This window comes from Cryobacterium sp. MLB-32 (genome assembly GCF_000738085.1).
GTDB lineage: Bacteria > Actinomycetota > Actinomycetes > Actinomycetales > Microbacteriaceae > Cryobacterium.
Genome location: NZ_JPRS01000079.1, coordinates 1 through 16,200, shown reverse-complemented (window position 1 = coordinate 16,200; position 16,200 = coordinate 1). Strand labels below are relative to the sequence as shown.

General features: G+C 68.3%; 13 protein-coding genes and 1 pseudogene. 6 read left to right on the top strand and 8 right to left on the bottom strand.

The genetic code is table 11. The annotated features are described in order from the left end of the window. Positions 1-694: hypothetical protein (locus tag JF66_RS23570; protein ID WP_035877460.1), on the top strand; the 694-nt coding region annotated here is incomplete at its 5' end. Next, positions 691-822, top strand: coding sequence for a hypothetical protein (locus tag JF66_RS25015; protein ID WP_255351523.1), 132 nt, complete (start codon positions 691-693; stop codon positions 820-822). The genes JF66_RS23570 and JF66_RS25015, both read left to right, overlap by 4 nt. 65 nt (positions 823-887) lie before the next feature. Here JF66_RS25015 and JF66_RS09920 read toward each other — a convergent pair whose 3' ends face one another. The 3 genes and pseudogenes from JF66_RS09920 to JF66_RS09910 form a co-directional block, all read right to left on the bottom strand. Next, positions 888-2,231 (bottom strand): MFS transporter, encoded by a 1,344-nt coding sequence (locus JF66_RS09920; RefSeq protein ID WP_035877458.1) that lies wholly within the window; start codon positions 2,229-2,231, stop codon positions 888-890. Beyond that, positions 2,228-3,382: a class I SAM-dependent methyltransferase gene (locus tag JF66_RS09915; protein WP_051973375.1), complete on the bottom strand. Its 1,155-nt coding sequence runs from the start codon at positions 3,380-3,382 to the stop codon at positions 2,228-2,230. Before JF66_RS09915 ends, JF66_RS09920 begins: the two co-directional genes overlap by 4 nt. 73 nt (positions 3,383-3,455) lie before the next feature. Beyond that, positions 3,456-4,447 (bottom strand): annotated as a pseudogene (locus JF66_RS09910) (LLM class F420-dependent oxidoreductase). 108 nt (positions 4,448-4,555) lie between these two features. Between JF66_RS09910 and JF66_RS09905 the strand changes: the two are divergent. Together JF66_RS09905 and JF66_RS09900 are read left to right on the top strand one after the other, a co-directional pair. Then, complete coding sequence (locus JF66_RS09905) at positions 4,556-4,963, top strand: hypothetical protein (RefSeq protein WP_051973374.1); 408 nt, start codon at positions 4,556-4,558, stop codon at positions 4,961-4,963. A 152-nt stretch (positions 4,964-5,115) separates the two neighbouring features. Next, a complete protein-coding gene (locus tag JF66_RS09900; RefSeq protein WP_035877456.1) occupies positions 5,116-5,979 on the top strand; it encodes an SDR family oxidoreductase in 864 nt (287 codons plus the stop codon). 7 nt (positions 5,980-5,986) lie between these two features. Here the strand turns inward: JF66_RS09900 and JF66_RS09895 are convergent, their stop codons facing one another. Together JF66_RS09895 and JF66_RS09890 are read right to left on the bottom strand one after the other, a co-directional pair. Further along, positions 5,987-10,687 carry an SCO7613 C-terminal domain-containing membrane protein gene (locus tag JF66_RS09895; RefSeq protein ID WP_035877455.1) on the bottom strand — a complete coding sequence of 1,567 codons (4,701 nt, stop codon included), beginning with the start codon at positions 10,685-10,687 and terminating at the stop codon, positions 5,987-5,989. 119 nt (positions 10,688-10,806) lie between these two features. Beyond that, entirely contained in the window at positions 10,807-11,622 is an 816-nt protein-coding gene (locus JF66_RS09890; RefSeq protein ID WP_035877453.1) for an alpha/beta fold hydrolase, read from the bottom strand. A 97-nt stretch (positions 11,623-11,719) separates the two neighbouring features. Here JF66_RS09890 and JF66_RS09885 point away from each other — a divergent pair, with 97 nt between their 5' ends. Beyond that, positions 11,720-12,640, top strand: a complete 921-nt coding sequence (locus JF66_RS09885) for an AEC family transporter (RefSeq protein WP_035877452.1) — start codon at positions 11,720-11,722, stop codon at positions 12,638-12,640. A gap of 13 nt (positions 12,641-12,653) precedes the next feature. Here the strand turns inward: JF66_RS09885 and lhgO are convergent, their stop codons facing one another. After that, positions 12,654-13,841 (bottom strand): L-2-hydroxyglutarate oxidase, encoded by a 1,188-nt coding sequence (gene lhgO, locus JF66_RS09880; protein WP_035877451.1) that lies wholly within the window; start codon positions 13,839-13,841, stop codon positions 12,654-12,656. 54 nt (positions 13,842-13,895) lie between these two features. Between lhgO and JF66_RS09875 the strand changes: the two genes are divergently transcribed. Further along, positions 13,896-14,690, top strand: coding sequence for a fumarylacetoacetate hydrolase family protein (locus JF66_RS09875; RefSeq protein WP_231556366.1), 795 nt, complete (start codon positions 13,896-13,898; stop codon positions 14,688-14,690). A 9-nt stretch (positions 14,691-14,699) separates the two neighbouring features. Here the strand turns inward: JF66_RS09875 and JF66_RS09870 are convergent, their stop codons facing one another. Together JF66_RS09870 and JF66_RS09865 are read right to left on the bottom strand one after the other, a co-directional pair. After that, positions 14,700-15,293 carry an antibiotic biosynthesis monooxygenase gene (locus tag JF66_RS09870; RefSeq protein WP_051973373.1) on the bottom strand — a complete coding sequence of 198 codons (594 nt, stop codon included), beginning with the start codon at positions 15,291-15,293 and terminating at the stop codon, positions 14,700-14,702. An 8-nt stretch (positions 15,294-15,301) separates the two neighbouring features. Then, the gene (locus JF66_RS09865) at positions 15,302-16,138 is read right to left on the bottom strand and encodes an exodeoxyribonuclease III (RefSeq protein ID WP_035877449.1); all 837 of its coding nucleotides are present in this window, start codon (positions 16,136-16,138) and stop codon (positions 15,302-15,304) included. Positions 16,139-16,200 lie beyond the last annotated feature (62 nt).

Below are 16,200 nucleotides of genomic sequence, written 5' to 3'. Positions count from 1 at the left end.
GCTGGGGTACAGCGCTGCCGGCAAGACGGCGTGGCAGCGGCCCTACACGGAGGTGTTTGGTCGGGGATACTCGTCCGATGGCGGCTGGTCATGGGAGAAGAGCGATCCTGACGGATTGCTCATTGGGTCGGGTGCCACGTATGAGCCGGGACTCAGTGACCGTGAGCAGTACTCCTATGACCTGACCGAACAGCGCGTTGTTGCGCTCAGCCGCGAAACCGGAGAGACCGTGTGGAGTCTTGCGGGGGTCGGTGAATGCATAACAGCCGCGGTGCCGGCCAAACTCGTGAAGCGGCTGGTGCCCATGTGCCGGTGGAACTCGGGTCGACTGACTGTCTCCACGAAGGCGGACAAGGACAATCCCGACTTCACCTTTTCTCATCTTGATATGGATCTCATCGGGGTCGACGAACAGACCGGAAGAATTGACTGGACGGTTCCGCTCGGGGACGACCCGACGGCGGCCTTTGCGAAGGATTCAGCGTTTTACAGTCGCTCAACGCAACGACCTGTCGACGTCGGCGGAACGGTGGTGACTCTCGATTTGCTGACCGGCGTTCAATCGCTCGCGCCAAGAAGGGGATTTATGCGTGTTCCACGTATCGGGACGGATTCTTGGCCGACCGGCCCGGAGACGGATCCGCCGATCTGGTCAGGGTCACTGCGGGGAGTGATATTTACCCGTGCGACGTGAATCGGGGCGACTTGCACTCGGCCGTGTTCTCGCCGGGCGGCATCCTCATGGCTGGCCTCGATGCGGGAGACGGCGACTACGTGGTGGGCGGCCGCACCGGCCTCACCGGCTACAACCTGGACACATGAGACAGAGTGCTGCCTCGGTAGTGCTGCTCTTCATGAGGCGGATGTTGGCATCTCGCGGCGCCAGGTCAGTCCTCGAGGGCCTCGCCCTGCTTTTCGGGCAAGCCGAAGGCCCCGAGGGCGGCGACCACGAAGAAGGCGGCGAAGACCGCGAACAGCAGGCTGGTGCCCCCCACGTCGCGCAGCAGCGGCACCGCGAGCGGAGCCAGAATGGCGGCGATGCGCCCGATCCCGGCGGCCCAGCCAGCCCCGGTGGCACGGATGCGCGTCGGATAGATCTCGGGAGTCACCGCATACAACGCTCCCCACGCCCCGAGGTTGAAGAACGACAGGAGCATGCCGGCGGCGATCACCTGCATGGTGTCGCCCGCAAGGCCGAACAGCACGGCGGAGACGGCCGAGCCGGCCAGGAACACCGCGAGTGTGCGGCGGCGGCCCCACCGTTCGATCAGAAAAGCGGATGCCGCGTACCCCGGCAATTGGGCCACGGTGATGATGAGCGTGTACGCGAACGACCGTACGAGGGAGAAACCCGATGCCACGAGGATGGTCGGCAGCCAGATGAACGCGCCGTAGTAGGAGAAGTTGACGCAGAACCAGACGAGCCAGAGCGCCCCCGTGCGTCGGCGGAGGCCCGGAGACCACAGAGCCGAGACGCGCGACTTCGCCGCCGCGGGAACGGGAACGGGAGCCGGGGCTGGTACCTCGGCGCTCGGCGCGGCCAGCCCGGCCGACTCCTCGAAGCGGCGCACGGTTGCCTCCGCCTCGCGGTGACGCCCCTTCGATTCGAGGAACCGTACCGATTCCGGCAGCCCCAGCCTCACGACGACGGCATAGATCGCGGGGGCTGCACCGATGGCCAGCGCCCAGCGCCAGCCATCCGCTGAGGCCGGCACGACGAGAAAACCGATCACGGCGGCGAGGGTCCAGCCCACGGCCCAGAACGACTCGAGAAACACGATGATGCGGCCGCGGATGCGCGGGGGAGCGAATTCGCTCACGAGCGTCGAGGCCACCGGCAGCTCGGCACCCAGGCCGAGGCCCACCACGAATCGCCAGGCGATGAGCACGGCTATCGAGCCGGAGAGCGCGGATGCGCCGGTGGCGAGTCCGTATATAAGAAGGGTGAGCGCGAAGACCTGTCGTCGACCGATGCGGTCGGCGAGCAGCCCGCCGAGGCCGGCGCCGATGGCCATGCCCACGAAACCCGCGGAGGCGATGAACGAGAGCTCGGTGCTCGTCGCCTGCCACTGCACGGCGAGCTGGGCGAGCACGAAGGAGATGAGCCCCACGTCCATGGCGTCGAGCGCCCAACCGGTGCCGGAACCCACAAGCAGTCTGCGGTGCTCGCGGGTAAACGGCAGAGCGTCGAGACGCGCCGACCGGCCCGTCCCAGCGTCCGTCGTCGTCATTCCGTGGCCAGCGCGCGCAGACGCCACAGCGAGGTGACCTCGGCGGAGCGCGCGGCGTGCAGGGGATCGGCCTGATCGAAGGCGCGAGCGTGCTCGGGGCGCGTGTCCATGCGGGCCACGACCGCAAGCCCGGAGTCTTCGATCAGGTCGAGCAGCTCGCCGCGCGAGCGCAGGCCCAGGCGCTCGGCGATGTCGGAGATGATGAGCCAGCCCTCTCCGCCGGGCTCGAGGTGCTCGGCGAGGCCGGACAGAAAGCCACGCAGCATGCGGCTCTCCGGGTCGTACACGGCGAAGTCGGTGGCGGTGACGGCGGGCGCGGGAATCCACGGGGGATTGCACACCACGAGCTGCGCGCGCCCGGGCGGAAACAGGTCGGCCTCCACGATGTCGACTCGGTCGTCGAAGCCGAGCCGGGACACGTTCTCCCGGGCACAGGCGAGGGCGCGGGCCTCCTGATCGGTACCCACCACGTGCTTGACGCCACGGCGGGCGAGAATCGCCGAGAGCACGCCGGTGCCGGTTCCGATGTCGAAGGCCAGCGCGGTGCCGGGTAGCGGCGCCGTCGCCACCAGGTCGAGATACTCGCCGCGGATGGGGGAGAAGACGCCGTAGTGCGGGTGGATGCGCTCGCCGAGGGCCGCGATCTCCACCCCTTTGGTGCGCCATTCATGCGCGCCGATGACACCCATCACCTCGCGCAGCGCCACCACCGAGTCGACGGATGCCGTTCCGTACGTTTCCCGGCATGCCTGCCGCGCATCGGGCGCCCGGCGGAGGGGAATGGTGAAGTCGGCGTCGAGGGGAATGAGCAGCAGGCCCAGCAGGTGGGCGCGCCGCACGGCCTCGGTGCGGTGACGGCGGAACGCGGCTGTCAGGTCTCGGTCTCGCGCTCGAGTGCCGCGGTCGATCCGGCGCGCCAGCGCGCTCAGCAGCTGGCGGGCGTTGTGGAAGTCACCACGCCACAACATGCCGGTGCCGGATGCCGCTAGCCGGTAGGCCGCGTCGGCCGTGAGTCGGTCGTCGGCCAGTACTACGCGTTTCGGCGGTGCCCAACCGCTCTCAGAGCGCCAGAGGGCCGAGTGTTCTGCGCCGTCTTCCTGCCAGTGAATTGACAGGGCCGCGGCGGGGACGGCGGGGTTCGTGCTGGGCATTGCGGTTGCTCCTGTTGTTGCCTGACTCGTGATTCGAGTATCTCACTCGCCGCCCCACGGCCCGAGCGCGTGGTTAGAGCAGCGCAGGAATGACCTCGCGCTCGAAGAGGGTCAGGCCGGTTCGATCGTAGGCGGCCTCGGGGAAATAATGGATGGCATAGCCCAGGCCGCGGTCCTTCATGCCGCTGAGGCGGTCCACGATCTGCTCGGGCGTACCGACCCCCTGCGCGTCGCCGCTGCGGTACTCGGCCATGAACGCCTCCGCGCCGGCTTCGCCCAGATGCGGCGTGACCCGCTCCTGGATCACGTCGAGGCGGTCGGCGACTCGGCCTCGGTCGCGCCGATGACGGTGTTGTAGTTGGCCGAGCGCACAATGCGGTCGAAGTCCGTGCCCTGCGCGAGGCAGTGCTCCCGCAGAATGTCGCTCTTGTGGGTGAAGCCCTCCGGAGAGCCGTCGAAGTTCGTGTAGTCGGCGTGCTGCGCTGCGATGCGCAGCGTGACCTTCTCGCCGCCGCCCGCGATCCAGATGGGGATGCCGCCCTCCTGCAGGGGAAGCGGCCGCACGATCGCGCCGTCCACGTGGTAGTGCTCGCCATCAAGGGTGGCCGTGCCGGTGGTCCAGGCCTGCTTCATGATCTGCACGCCCTCGTCGAGGCGGGCCAGACGCTCTCCCGGGCGGGGAAAGCCGTAGCCGTAGGCGCGCCACTCGTGTTCATACCAGCCGGCACCGATGCCCATTTCGACGCGTCCGCCTGAGATCAGATCGGCCGTGGCCGCGATCTTGGCGAGGTATGCGGGGTTGCGGTAGCTCATGCAGGTGCACATCTGACCGAGGCGCACGCGCTTCGTGGTGGCGGCAAACGCTGCGATCAGCGTCCAGGCTTCGTGTGTGGCTTCTTCACTCGGCACCGGCACGGTGTGGAAGTGGTCGTACACCCAGATCGACTCCCACGGCCCCGCATCGGCGTGCGCGGCGAGTCCGCTCATCGCCGACCATTGCTCGGCTGGCTCAATGCCAACGAGGTCATGACGCCAGCCTTGGGGTACAAACAGTCCGAATCGCATGGTTTCAGACTACGGTGCAGGCAGACGGCCGGGAGCGGCGGCGGAAACGGGCGCGGTGCCCAGCCGATAACATTTAGTCACAGGAATGCATACGGATTTCGACTAGGGATGGCGGACGTGTTGGACGGAAACTCGATGGCCGGCATCATCAGCGAGATTCTGACGCTCGTGGGCCTCGTGGCCGGAGTTCCCCTGCTGATCATCGGCCTGATCGTGCGCGGGATCAGCCATCGCTGGGTCAAGACCGACGGCGTGATCGCCGTGTCGAAGAACGGATCCGTCATCCGCTGGTTCGATGAGGAGGGCGACGTGCACGCCGGACATCAGAACACCCACGAGTCGCACGGGCTGGTGCCGGGAGATGACATCATCGTGTGGTTTCTGCCGCGCTCGCCGGAACGGTGCCGCACCGATGACCCGAGTCACGACGGGCGAGCCCTGCGCCTGACCGGCATCATCCTCGTGGGCGTCGGTGTTGTCTCCGCTATCGTCGGCTTCGTTCTGATGTTCGTCTAGCCTCCTTCGCAACCTCCAAGATGCGGCGCGGAGCGTTCTCGTCCTGAAACGATGAGATGTTGCCGACCGGCCGACGCATAAGGAAGCCCCGCGCCGAGAAATGCGAAGCTAAACGTCACAGTATGCGGTGCAGAAGTTGCGATGATGGGTACATGAGCCGAACCGTTGCTGGAGCGCGTGTGTTGATTACCGGGGCAGCCGGGGGGATGGGGCGCCTGTATGCCGAACGGGCAGTCGCCGAGGGCGCGAAGGCCGTGATCCTGTGGGACCGGGATGCCGCGGGCCTGGCCTCCACGGCCGCCGTGCTGACCCAGCGTGCGAAGGGCGGCACGGTGATTACACCGTTCGTCGTGGACATCGCCGATCTGGGCGCGATCGCGCAGACCGCCCAACGGGTGCGCACCGAGGTGGGCGACCCCGACATCGTGATCAACAACGCCGGAATCATTCGGGGCAAGCTCTTCTGGGACCACTCCAGTGGCGACGATATTCGTCCCACGATGAAGATCAATGCCCTGGCGCCCATGTACATCACGCGTGAATTCCTGCCGCACATGATGACGAACGGTCGGCGCGAGTCGCGCATCGTGAACATCGCCTCGGCCGCCGGCACGCTGTCCAACCCGCGCATGAGCGTGTACGCCGCGTCGAAGGCCGCCCTGATCGGCTGGAGCGATTCGCTGCGCCTCGAGCTCGCCCAACAGGGCTACGGCCAGGTCAAGGTGACAACGGTGTGCCCGAGCTACATTTCGACCGGCATGTTCGATGGTGCGCGCGGTCCCCTGTTCACCCCGCTGATGACGCCGGAATACGTCGTCGACCGGGTCTGGCGGGCAATGCTCGCCGGCCGGCCCATGCTCATGATGCCGTGGACCGTCTTTCTGGGCAGGGCCCTCCGGGGCACCCTGCCCCTGCCGCTCTGGGATCGGGTGGCCCGAGGCTTCGGCGTCTACCGTTCCATGGACGACTGGGTCGGGCGCGAAGCTCTCGCCCCCGAGGGCATCCAGCTGGACTAGACGACGGTCACCGCAGAGCCGAGATCTTCAGTGCGATGGACGTGAGGTTACGGATGCGCTGCTCGTAGCGCGCGGCGAGCACGATCAGCAGGATGCCACCGACCCCAAGCCAGAGCCACCACGGAACAGCTCCGTAGGCCAGCGAGATCCACGGCCACAGCTGGGCCGTGCCGTGGATCAGCAAGACCACCGCCCCGATCACGAACGGGGCTTGAAGCCGCCGTACCAGGCCGGTCACGACCACGATCACGGCGACCACCCCGAGGGCAACGATGCGCCAGAGAGCGCTGCCGCCCACATCCGACAGCAGCGACGGCACGAGAAGCAGGAGCAGGCCCGGAGCGCACCAGCGCCAGCTGCGCGCGGCCGGTGTGCGCTCGAGGTGCAGCCAGCCCGACAGGAGGAGTGCCACGGCGAGGGGTACCGTGAGGATCTCGAGGGGGTCGGCCGCGGCGTGCAGAACGCCCGCCAAAGCGGCGCACCCGGCGAGGCTCACCGCGATCCAGCCCAGCTGGCGGCCTTCACGACTGCGATCCAGCCAGAGCAGGGCCAGGTGCACCCCCGCGAGCAGCCAGACCAGGGTAACCGCTCGTGCCGTGGCCAGCGGCGTGAAGCCGAGGGCGGAAGATTCGGCGAGCGTGAGTGCGACCAGTGCCACGGCGATGATTCCATAGCCCACCCGAATCGCCACGGCGGAACGCGCCGGGTCGACACGGGTGGACGCAGCAGGCGCGTCGGTGAGCGCCCGACGGTTTGCGATGATCAGGCCGGCGCCAGCGGCGCTCAGCAGCAGAATCGTGGGAACCAACCAGCCTTCGAGTCGACCGTCGGGGCCGCTGGGTGCGACCGCAGGCAGGGAGCCGATGCGAGCGATGGCGGTCACCGCTACCGCGAGCAGGCCGACGCCGGCCAACGGGCCGGCGATGCCACTGAAGCGCGCCTGAGGGGTGAGCAGCGCCCCGGTGATGGCGAGGGTGCCCCCCGCGAGGAGCGCCAGGATCGGCCGCAGCAGGCTGCCGTCCCCGGCGGCCACGGCGCTGGGGAGCACGGCGATCATGAGGCCGGCGGTGACGACGACCGCGCGTTGCTGGTTCGCCGTCACTCCCGTGCCGGCGGGGGATCCCGCGCTGTCCAGGTGGCCCAGCACGAGAGCCAGACCGACAGGTACGGTCAGGAGCTCGAACGGGTGCACCGCCTCGACCGACAGGGCGGAGAGCGCGGCGACCCCGGCGAGCGTGATGCTGGACCAGGCGACGGCCGCGCCGAGCGGCGCGGCGGGGCGACGAAGGGCGAGTACGTGCAGTCCGCTGAGCACGAGCACCAGCAGGGCGACCCGCAGGGCCAGAAGGGTGGCGTCGGCGGGGTTTGGGGCGGCACGCATCGTGGTCATCTCCGCGGTCGTCGCCAGAATGACGGCAGCGAGCACGAGCGCGCGGCTCGCGGTCGGGCGCACGCGGTGACCTGCCGAGTGGCCTGACCGCGTGAGCAGGATCGCGGCGACCACCGCGCAGGCGCACGGCACCAGAAGCCAGATTTCCAGCCGCCCGTCGGGTATTCCCGGTTGCCCGAGCCCGCCGAAGATTCGCCCGGCAGCGGTGACGAACAGGGCCAGCCCTCCGGCCGCACCCGCGGCGGCCAGGTAGCCGGACCGGGGAGGGGTCCATCGAATCCAGCTCGCGCCAAGCAGCAGCACGGCGGAGAGCGCGCCGACAAGGAGGGGCCGGAGGAGTGAGCCGGACTGGCCGACGATAGCCAGCGGCACGAGTGCCACCACCAGGCCGACCAGCGTGAGGAAGGAGGCGACCGGGCTCGCCGTGTCTGCCCGGGGGACACGGCCGAAGCGTCGGATGAGGGCGGCGATTCCGAGCAGCACCGCGGCGACGGGCAGCACGTACGGCTCAACCGCCTCGGTGCCCGCGCGCACCAGCCCCAGCCACAGGCCCGCCGTGCCGAGCCCGATCGCGAGCCAGCCGACGTGTCGTCTGGCTGAGCGGGACGCGAAGAGCCCGTCGGGCGCCACAGCGACGATGGCTGCCGCGAGCCCTGCGATCAGAAGGGCGAGCCAGCCCAACGGCCGCTCGTTCACCAGCGTCACGACGAGGCTCGGAACGAGGATCAGGGCGGCCCCGATCTCCAGAGCAGGCCGGGCCTGGTCGGTGGCCCGAATGAGCGCAAAGGCACAGGCCGCCAGTGCCACGAGCGGTGCGATGATTCCGGCGGCGGTGGTCACGGCATCCGTCGGCTCGACCAGCCCCGCGACGACGAGCAGAAGCACCGGGGCCAGAGCCGCAGCGGCGATGAGTCGTGGCCAGCGCAGGGTCGCGGTTTCGGGAGCGCGAAGCACCCACGTTGTTGCCGCGGCGCCGAGCAACGCCGCGGACAGCACCGCGGTGGGCGGGACGCTCAGCAGCAGGTTCGCGCGTTCGGTGGTCGTGAGCCGGCCGGCCAGCGTCGCGACGGGAACGAAGAACACGATCACGGTGGGCAGCAGGAGGGTGTAGAACGCCCAGCAGCGCTCCGTGTCGGAGAAGAGGCGCCGCGGAGCGAGGGAGAGCATCAGCTGGAACAGGCCGGTGGCCAGAGCCAGGCCGATCACCACGTTGACGGCCGTGGTCTGGCCCGACGGGTTCAGACCCAGGGTGAGAGCCCATGGCGCGATTCCGGCGGCGCTCAGCGAGACCACAAGAGCGCCCGAGAGCAGGATGCTGCGGTTTACCTGCTCGGTCCCCGCGTCACAGAGCCGGCGGGCGGTCATCAGCACGGTCGCCACGAAAAGCGTTCCCACCCACCAGGTTGCGGTGCTTGCCCAACTGATCACGTAGGCGCCTGTTGTTGCGGCGCAGAGGAGGGCAACCACCTGAACCCGGAGTGAGCCGAGTGGATGTCGCGGCCCGCGCAGGAGCACGGCCAACGCGGCGGAGCCCACGAGCACGAAGAGGGTGAGAACGAGCCACAGGGCTCCGGCGAAGGGAACGGCGACGATGATGATCGCGGTGGTGAGCCAGGCCAGATACGGGCGACGCGCACGGAACAGCGCGCCGCGGGACCAGAACAGGGCGGCGACGCCTCCCGTGGCGGCGAGAGTGAACAGTGCCCACCAGTTCTCGGTGGACGGGTCGGCCACCGGGTCGCCACCGCCGGTCAGTGCGCCGGTGAGGGCGAGACAGAGAGGCAAGACGGCGAAGCCCACAACGACGATCGCGAAGAGGGCTGCCATGGCGGCGGCCGTCGATGCCGCGGCGAGCGACGCCCGCCGCGCCGGCGACGCAGCCCGGCGTCGGCCGATCAGCTCGAACGCCAGAGCGAGCGTGACGGACACCAGTACCGGTGCCGTGATGAGCAGTGGCAGGCTGTCAGCGCGCCCGGCCATCACGGGCGCGATCGTGCAGGCGGCGACGGCGGCGAGCACCGCTGAGCCGTAGCCGAAGGCACGGTAGATCGTCACGGCGGAGTCGACTCGGGTGCTCGGGGAGGGTGGGGACGTCAGAACGGCGGCCACGTGCAGGACCGCGACGACGGTAACGGCTCCGAGGCTCCACAGCGGGGCGACAGTGCTGTCGGGCTGCAGCGTCGCCGCGGTGATGGCGGCCGATACCAGCGCGAGTGACCCGAGGCCGACCAGCGCCATTCGCTCCGGAACCCGGTCGATCGACGGCCAGCGCCCGGCGGCACCCGGCGAGCGTGAGGGGAACGTCGCCCGGTGCAGGAGCGCGCCGATCGCGGCGCCGAGGAAGGCCAGGAAGAACCGGGTCGAGTCCGACAGGTCGGACGCCAGACCGGTGGCCACGAGGGCGAGGCTGACCGGCGCCGTCAGAAAACCGGCCATGCTGGCCACCCGGAGCCGGGAGAGGGCATGCCAGGCGAAGAACAGCGCGCTGCAGCCGCCCAGCGCAGCGCCCCAATACAGCAGCGCATCGGTTGAGGCGAGGCCGAAGAGGTTGTTCTGTCGAACTGCCCAGGCGTCGAGCACCACGAGCACCACGGCGAGGGCGCCGATGCCCTCGGCCGTTGCCACCAGCAGCTTGCGCCGCAGAACGGCCGCGAGCGTGAGAGCGGAGAGCGTGAGCACGGCGCCGATCACGGAACGCACGGCGAGACCGGCGAACAGCCAGGCCAGGGTGAGGAAGAAGATGGCCGCGACCGCGACGAGCAGCACGCCCACGATCAGCATCAGGATCTGCACGCTCGAACGCTTCGGTCGAGCCGGGTCGGCCGGGTCGGACGGGTCGGCCGGAGTGGCCGGAGTGGGCTGGTCTGGCCGGTCGCGCCGGGCCGGCGGTTCGCTCGGCGGACTCGGCGGGCTGAGCACGGGTTCTGTCGGAACGGCGCTGGTCGAGGGGAGCGTTGTGGCCGGCGGCACCGCCGATGTCGGGGGCCGCGTGGCAGCGGACGTGGCCTGGAGGGGCCGCTCGGAGGTCGCCGCGACCTCCTGGACAGCCTTCTCGAACGCCTGGTCGGTGTCGTAGCGGATGCGCCCGATCAGGGTGACGCGTCGATCGAGGGCCGCCGCGGCATCCGTCGACACAGCGAGCAGTTCGGCGGCCACGGGATGGCGAAGATCGAGGCCGCAGGTCGCGCACAACGGCGACGTGAGGCTGCTCTGGCACGCAGGGCAGCGGGCGGTGTCGGTGAGGTCTGCCGGCGTGCGGGGCCACAGCACTCGCCCGGCCTGCTCGGTGAAGAATGCGTCGGAATCAGCGCCTGACATCGTCTACCCCCTGATTCGGCCTGTTCGATCAGGTTACGTGCCGAATCGCGCACGCGGGGGCGCCACCGGGAAATGGGCAAAATGCGGCAGGGATCCGACCGGGGGAGGACCCGCTCGGCCTACAGTCCGTTGCGGGCCAGCCAGCTCACGAGCACTCGTTGAAACTCCGCCGGATGTTCGACGCTGGGCAAATGAGCCGCGTCGCGAAAGGTGCAACCGCTGGCGTTCGGCATGATTTCCAGCAGGAATTCGTACTCGGCCAGCGCCGGTGTGAGGTCATATTCGCCCACGCTGATGAGCGCGGGCACCGCGATCTCGACGACACGGTCCGCTGCGGGCGGGTCAAGCGGAAGGGGCACCGGCCGCTCGGCGGCCCTGGCCACATTGTCGAGAGCGAAATCGGTGGCCGTCCGCACGAAGTCCGAGTCGAGATCCTGCTCGGTGCGCAGCGGCCCGACGGCCCACAGTGCCACCTCGAGCCGGGCGAGACGTTCCGCGTCGTTGGTGGTGAAGGCCTCGTCGAGGGAGTCGAGGAGCGCATCTTCGGCTGCGGAAAGCGGGATCTCCGGGAAGCCGCTGGGGCCACCGCCGATCGAGACGATTCCCGTCACCCGGTGGGGGCTCTCCAGCGCGATGTCGAGAGCGATGGTGGCGCCGCGGCCGCTGCCGATCAGCGTGGCGCTTTCCACGCCCAGATGATCGAGCAGATCCAGGGTGTCGGCCCGGTTTGAGAATTGCACGTCTTCGCTCACGGTCTTTCCGAAGCCACGGGCATCGAAACGGATGACGTAGTGGTGAGCCGCGAGGGCGGCGACCTGGGGGTCCCACATGCGCAGATGCGCAATCGGTGAGTGCAGCAGCACCAGTGCGGGGGCCGAAACGTGGCCGGCGGTCTCGTAGTAGAGGGCTGCTCCAGGAACGTCGAGGTGAGGCATGCTCAGAGCGTAGTGGTGCGTCGCCTGCTCGGTATACCCCCCGACCGCACAACGCGGGCGGGACGGGCCTCGTTCCCGTAGCCCTAGGCTCAGGTGAATGGGTGGTGTACTTGTAGGTTTCGGCATCATCGGATTCGTCATCCTGGTGGGGTACCTGGTCGAGCGCTTCCGCATCGCGGGTTCCGGTGCGGGAATTGTGCTCAACCGGCTGGCGTTCTTCGTGGCGACGCCCGCCCTGCTCTTCACGGTGCTGTCACACGCGGACGTGGGCTTGCTCTTTTCGGCCTTCCTGCTGACGGTGCTCAGCGCCATCGTCGTGGGCGTCGTGCTCTACCTCGTGGTGGCCCGCCTGTTCTTCCACCTTCCCGTGGCCGAGACGACGCTGGGTCTCGGCTCGGCGACCTACGTCAATGCCAACAACATCGGTCTGCCGGTGGCCATCTACGTGCTCGGCAGCGCGACGTACGTGGCGCCGGTTCTGCTGCTGCAGCTGCTGTTGATCGCGCCGATCATCCTGGCGGTTTTGGACGTGTCAACCAGCGGACGGGCCTCCGTCCGATCCATCCTGACCCAGCCGCTCCGCAACCCGATGATCATCGCCTCGGTGGCCGGTATCGCCGTCGCCATCCTCGGCATCGAGCTTCCCGTTCCGGTCGTGGCCCCGCTGGAACTGATCGGCGGTGCGGCCATCCCGATGGTGCTCATGTCTTTCGGGATGTCCCTGCACGGGCAGCACCTGCTCAAGAGGGGCACCGGCCGCAAACAGGTCATCGTGGCCAGCGTCATCAAGGTGGTCGTGATGCCCGTGATCGCCTATCTGCTCGGACGTGTCGTGTTCGGGCTCGAAGACACCGAGTTGTTTGCTGTCGTGGCCGTTTCGGCGCTGCCGACCGCTCAGAACATCTTCAACTTCTCGGCCCGCTACAACCGGGCCGTCATCGTCACGCGCGACACCGTGCTCCTGACGACGGTGGCGTCGATTCCGGCACTGCTCGTGATCGCTGCCGTCCTGGCCTGAACGGGCGGGGTGTTCAGCGCTGGGCCACCAGTTCATCGGCGATCGCGCGCCCGATCTCGAGGCCCGCGGTGGCCGCCGGGGACGGTGCATTCAGCACGTGAATCTGCCGTTTGGCTCGTTCGAAGAAGAAGTCGTCCACGAGGCTGCCGTCGCGTCGCATCGCCTGTGCGCGCACCCCGGAGTGCGTGGGGACGAGGCTGTCGTCCGGCAGTTCGGGTACGAGTTCGCGCAGGCTTGCGAGAAACTTCCTGCGGGACAGCGACCGGGCGACCTCGTCGAGGCCATTGCGCCAGAACTTGCGGCCCAGCTTCCACAGGCCGGGCCAGCGGGCGCTCTCCCACAGGTCGCGGGGATTGATGTCCAGCCAGGTATAGCCTTCGCGGGCGAGCGCGAAGACCGCGTTGGGGCCAGCGTGCACCCCGCCGGCGATCATCCGGGTCAGATGCACGCCGAGGAAGGGGAAGGCCGGGTCGGGAACGGGGTAAATGAGGCCCTTCACCAGGAAGGTCGACTCGGGAGCGAGCTCGAAATACTCGCCCCGGAACGGGATGATGCGCACGTCGGGTTCGAGTCCGGCCAGGCGGGCAATCCGGTCGCTGTGCAGCCCGGCACAGTTGACGAACTCATCGGCGCGGAACTCACCGCGCGATGTGGTGACCGTCACGGCATCGTCGTGGGTGGCGACACCCACAATGCGCTGGTTGACGAGCACCTCGCCGCCCAGGCCTTCGATCAGGCCCTGCAGCGCCGTGCAGACGCCCCGATAGTCGACGATGCCCGTGGCCTCCACCCGAAGCGCGGCGACGGCATTGACGTGTGGTTCGAACTCCCGGGCTTCCTCGGGCGTCACGAGACGGCAGTCGACGCCGTTGGCCGTGCCCCTCTCGTGCAGTCGCGTGAGAGCAGGTAGCTGCGCCTGCGTCGTGGCGACGACAAGTTTGCCGCAGATGTCGACGGCCACGCCGTTTTCTCTGGCAAACCGCTCCATCGAAATCGCGCCGGCTTGGCCGAGCGTGGCCTTGAGGCTTCCCGGTGTGTAGTACAAGCCGGAGTGGATCACGCCGGAGTTGTTTCCCGTCTGGTGGGCCGCGACGGCGGGTTCCTTCTCGAGAACCGTGACGCGATGCCCGCGCCGGCCCAGTTCATACGCCGTAGAGAGGCCAACGATGCCCGCCCCGGCCACGATCACGTGACTCGCCATAGACCTGTTCTCCTTCGTCACGCCCGCAGCAGACGTCAGCATGAGGTTAGCCCGTTGACCAATACTGTGGAGAGGAACGGCCAGACTGGGGCCGTACCGCCGACGAAGTACCACCGCTTCCGAAAGGACACCATGCTTGCCGCTCCGCCCGTCCCGATTCCCCTCAGCCTCCCCATCGGGGGCTCCGACGAGCGGTTCTTCCTGCGCCGCGTGTATTGCGTCGGGCGCAACTACGCCGACCACGCGCGGGAGATGGGTAACGACCCCGATCGGGAGCCGCCCTTCTTCTTCTCCAAGCCGACGGACGCGGTGTTCGCGGTGGCCGAGGGCGTGCCGTCGAGGGCGATCGCTCCGCACGAGGTCCCCTACCCCCCGCAGACGGCGAATCTGCACTTCGAGATGGAGCTCATCGTCGCCATCGGCCGCGAGGGTGCCGACATTCCGGCAGCGGATGCCCTGGGTCACGTCTGGGGATACGGCGCGGGCATCGACCTCACGAGGCGGGACCTGCAAGACGAGGCGAAGGCGATGAAGCGCCCGTGGGACCTGTCGAAAGGCTTCGATTTCTCCGGGCCCTGCTCACCGCTCGTGCCGGCGGAGGCCATTGGACACCCGGCGCGTGGCGGAATCTGGCTGAGCGTCGACGGTGACACGCGCCAACTCGCCGACCTGAATGACCAGATCTGGGCGGTGAACGACGTGGTCGCGGCCCTGTCGCGGTCGGTCACCCTGATGCCGGGTGACGTCATCTTCACCGGTACCCCAGCGGGAGTTGGGGCGATCGAGCGGGGCGACCGGGTGGCCGGGGGCATCGCCGGAGTCGGCGAGCTCACCTTCACCCTCGTGTGACGGTAGCCCTCAGGCGCGCGGCTGCTTCTGCAGCCAGGGGCGAAGCATCCGCGTGATCCACGGCAACACGATGTAGGCCATGAGCGGTGTGAGCACGAAGGTGGTGAGAAGTACCTTGGTGACGATCCACAGGTCGTTCCACCCCGGCACGAACGTCGTGGTGAGGAGAGTGAACGCGAGGTTGAGGGGGAAGAAGCCCAGCCAGATGCTCACGGCCTGTTTCCAGCGCGGCGGCGGCAGAATCGCGATGCCCGGTTCGGCCTCGTGCGGGGCGTCGAACCATCCCTCGATGCCCGTGCGCTTCTCCTCGCGGGCATCGAGCACCAGATCGCGCCCGGCGTGCAGCCATTCGGATCGGTCGATTGAGTTCTCCCAGGCAGCGAGGCGCTGGGCAGTGGAGAACCTGTACAGCATCTGCCAGTGCCCCGAGTCCTCGCTCGCGCGCACCCAGCCCGAGCCGAGGAATCCGGGGTACTGGTGGGCGAGGTCCATGCCCGCCTGAACCCACTCGGTCGCCTCCCCGATTCGGTTCGGGTCGACCCACCGCGAGATGGATACGGTGACGGATGCCGAGGCGTGCGGAATCGGCTCGGGTGTTGACAACGCGTGCCCTAGAAGATCATCGGGCGGTCGTCGTCTTCGCCCTCAACATCGAGATCGACGACAACCGGAACGTGGTCGCTCGGAACCTCGCCCTTGCGCTCGTTGCGGTGGATGCTGGCTTCTGTCACCTGGTCTGCGAAGGCTCGCGAGCCGAGGATGAAGTCGATGCGCAACCCCTCGTTACGGGGGAAACGCAGCTGCTTGTAGTCCCAGTAGGTGAAACCCTCCGGCACGAGGGGGCGCACGACATCGGTGAGGCCCGCGGCCGTGAAGGCTTCGAATGCCGAACGTTCCGATGGTGAAATGTGGGTGGACACTCCGGGAATGAGGGTGGGGTCGCCCACGTCTTCGTCGAACGGTGCCACGTTCCAGTCACCCATCAGGGCGAGGGCAAGCTCGGGCTGCGCCGACAGCTCGGCCTGCGCGTGCCGCTGCAGGGCGGCGAGCCAGTCGAGCTTGTACGCGTAGTGCGGGTCTTCGAGGGCGCGACCGTTGGGCACGTAGAGGCTCCAGAGGCGCATGCCGTTGACGGTGACGCCGAGCGCGCGGGCCTCGAGCGGCTGGTCGGGTCCTTCCTGACCTTTCAGGAAGCCGGGCATGCCCGGGAAGGAGGTGGCGACATCCGTCAGCTCGTGTCGGCTTGCGAATGCCACCCCGTTCCACTGGTTGAGACCGTGGATGGCGAGCTCGTAGCCGGCGTCCTCGAACTGCTGCACCGGGAACTGCTCCGGCTTGCATTTGATCTCCTGCATGGCGAGTACGTCGATGTCTTCGCGCACCATCCAGTCCACGGTGCGGTCGACTCTGGCGCGGATGGAGTTGACGTTCCAGGTGGCAATGCGCATGTGTCCAGCCTAAACGGGGCTGGTTGTGAATTCGGCAGTCAGACTGTTGCGCTTTAATGGTG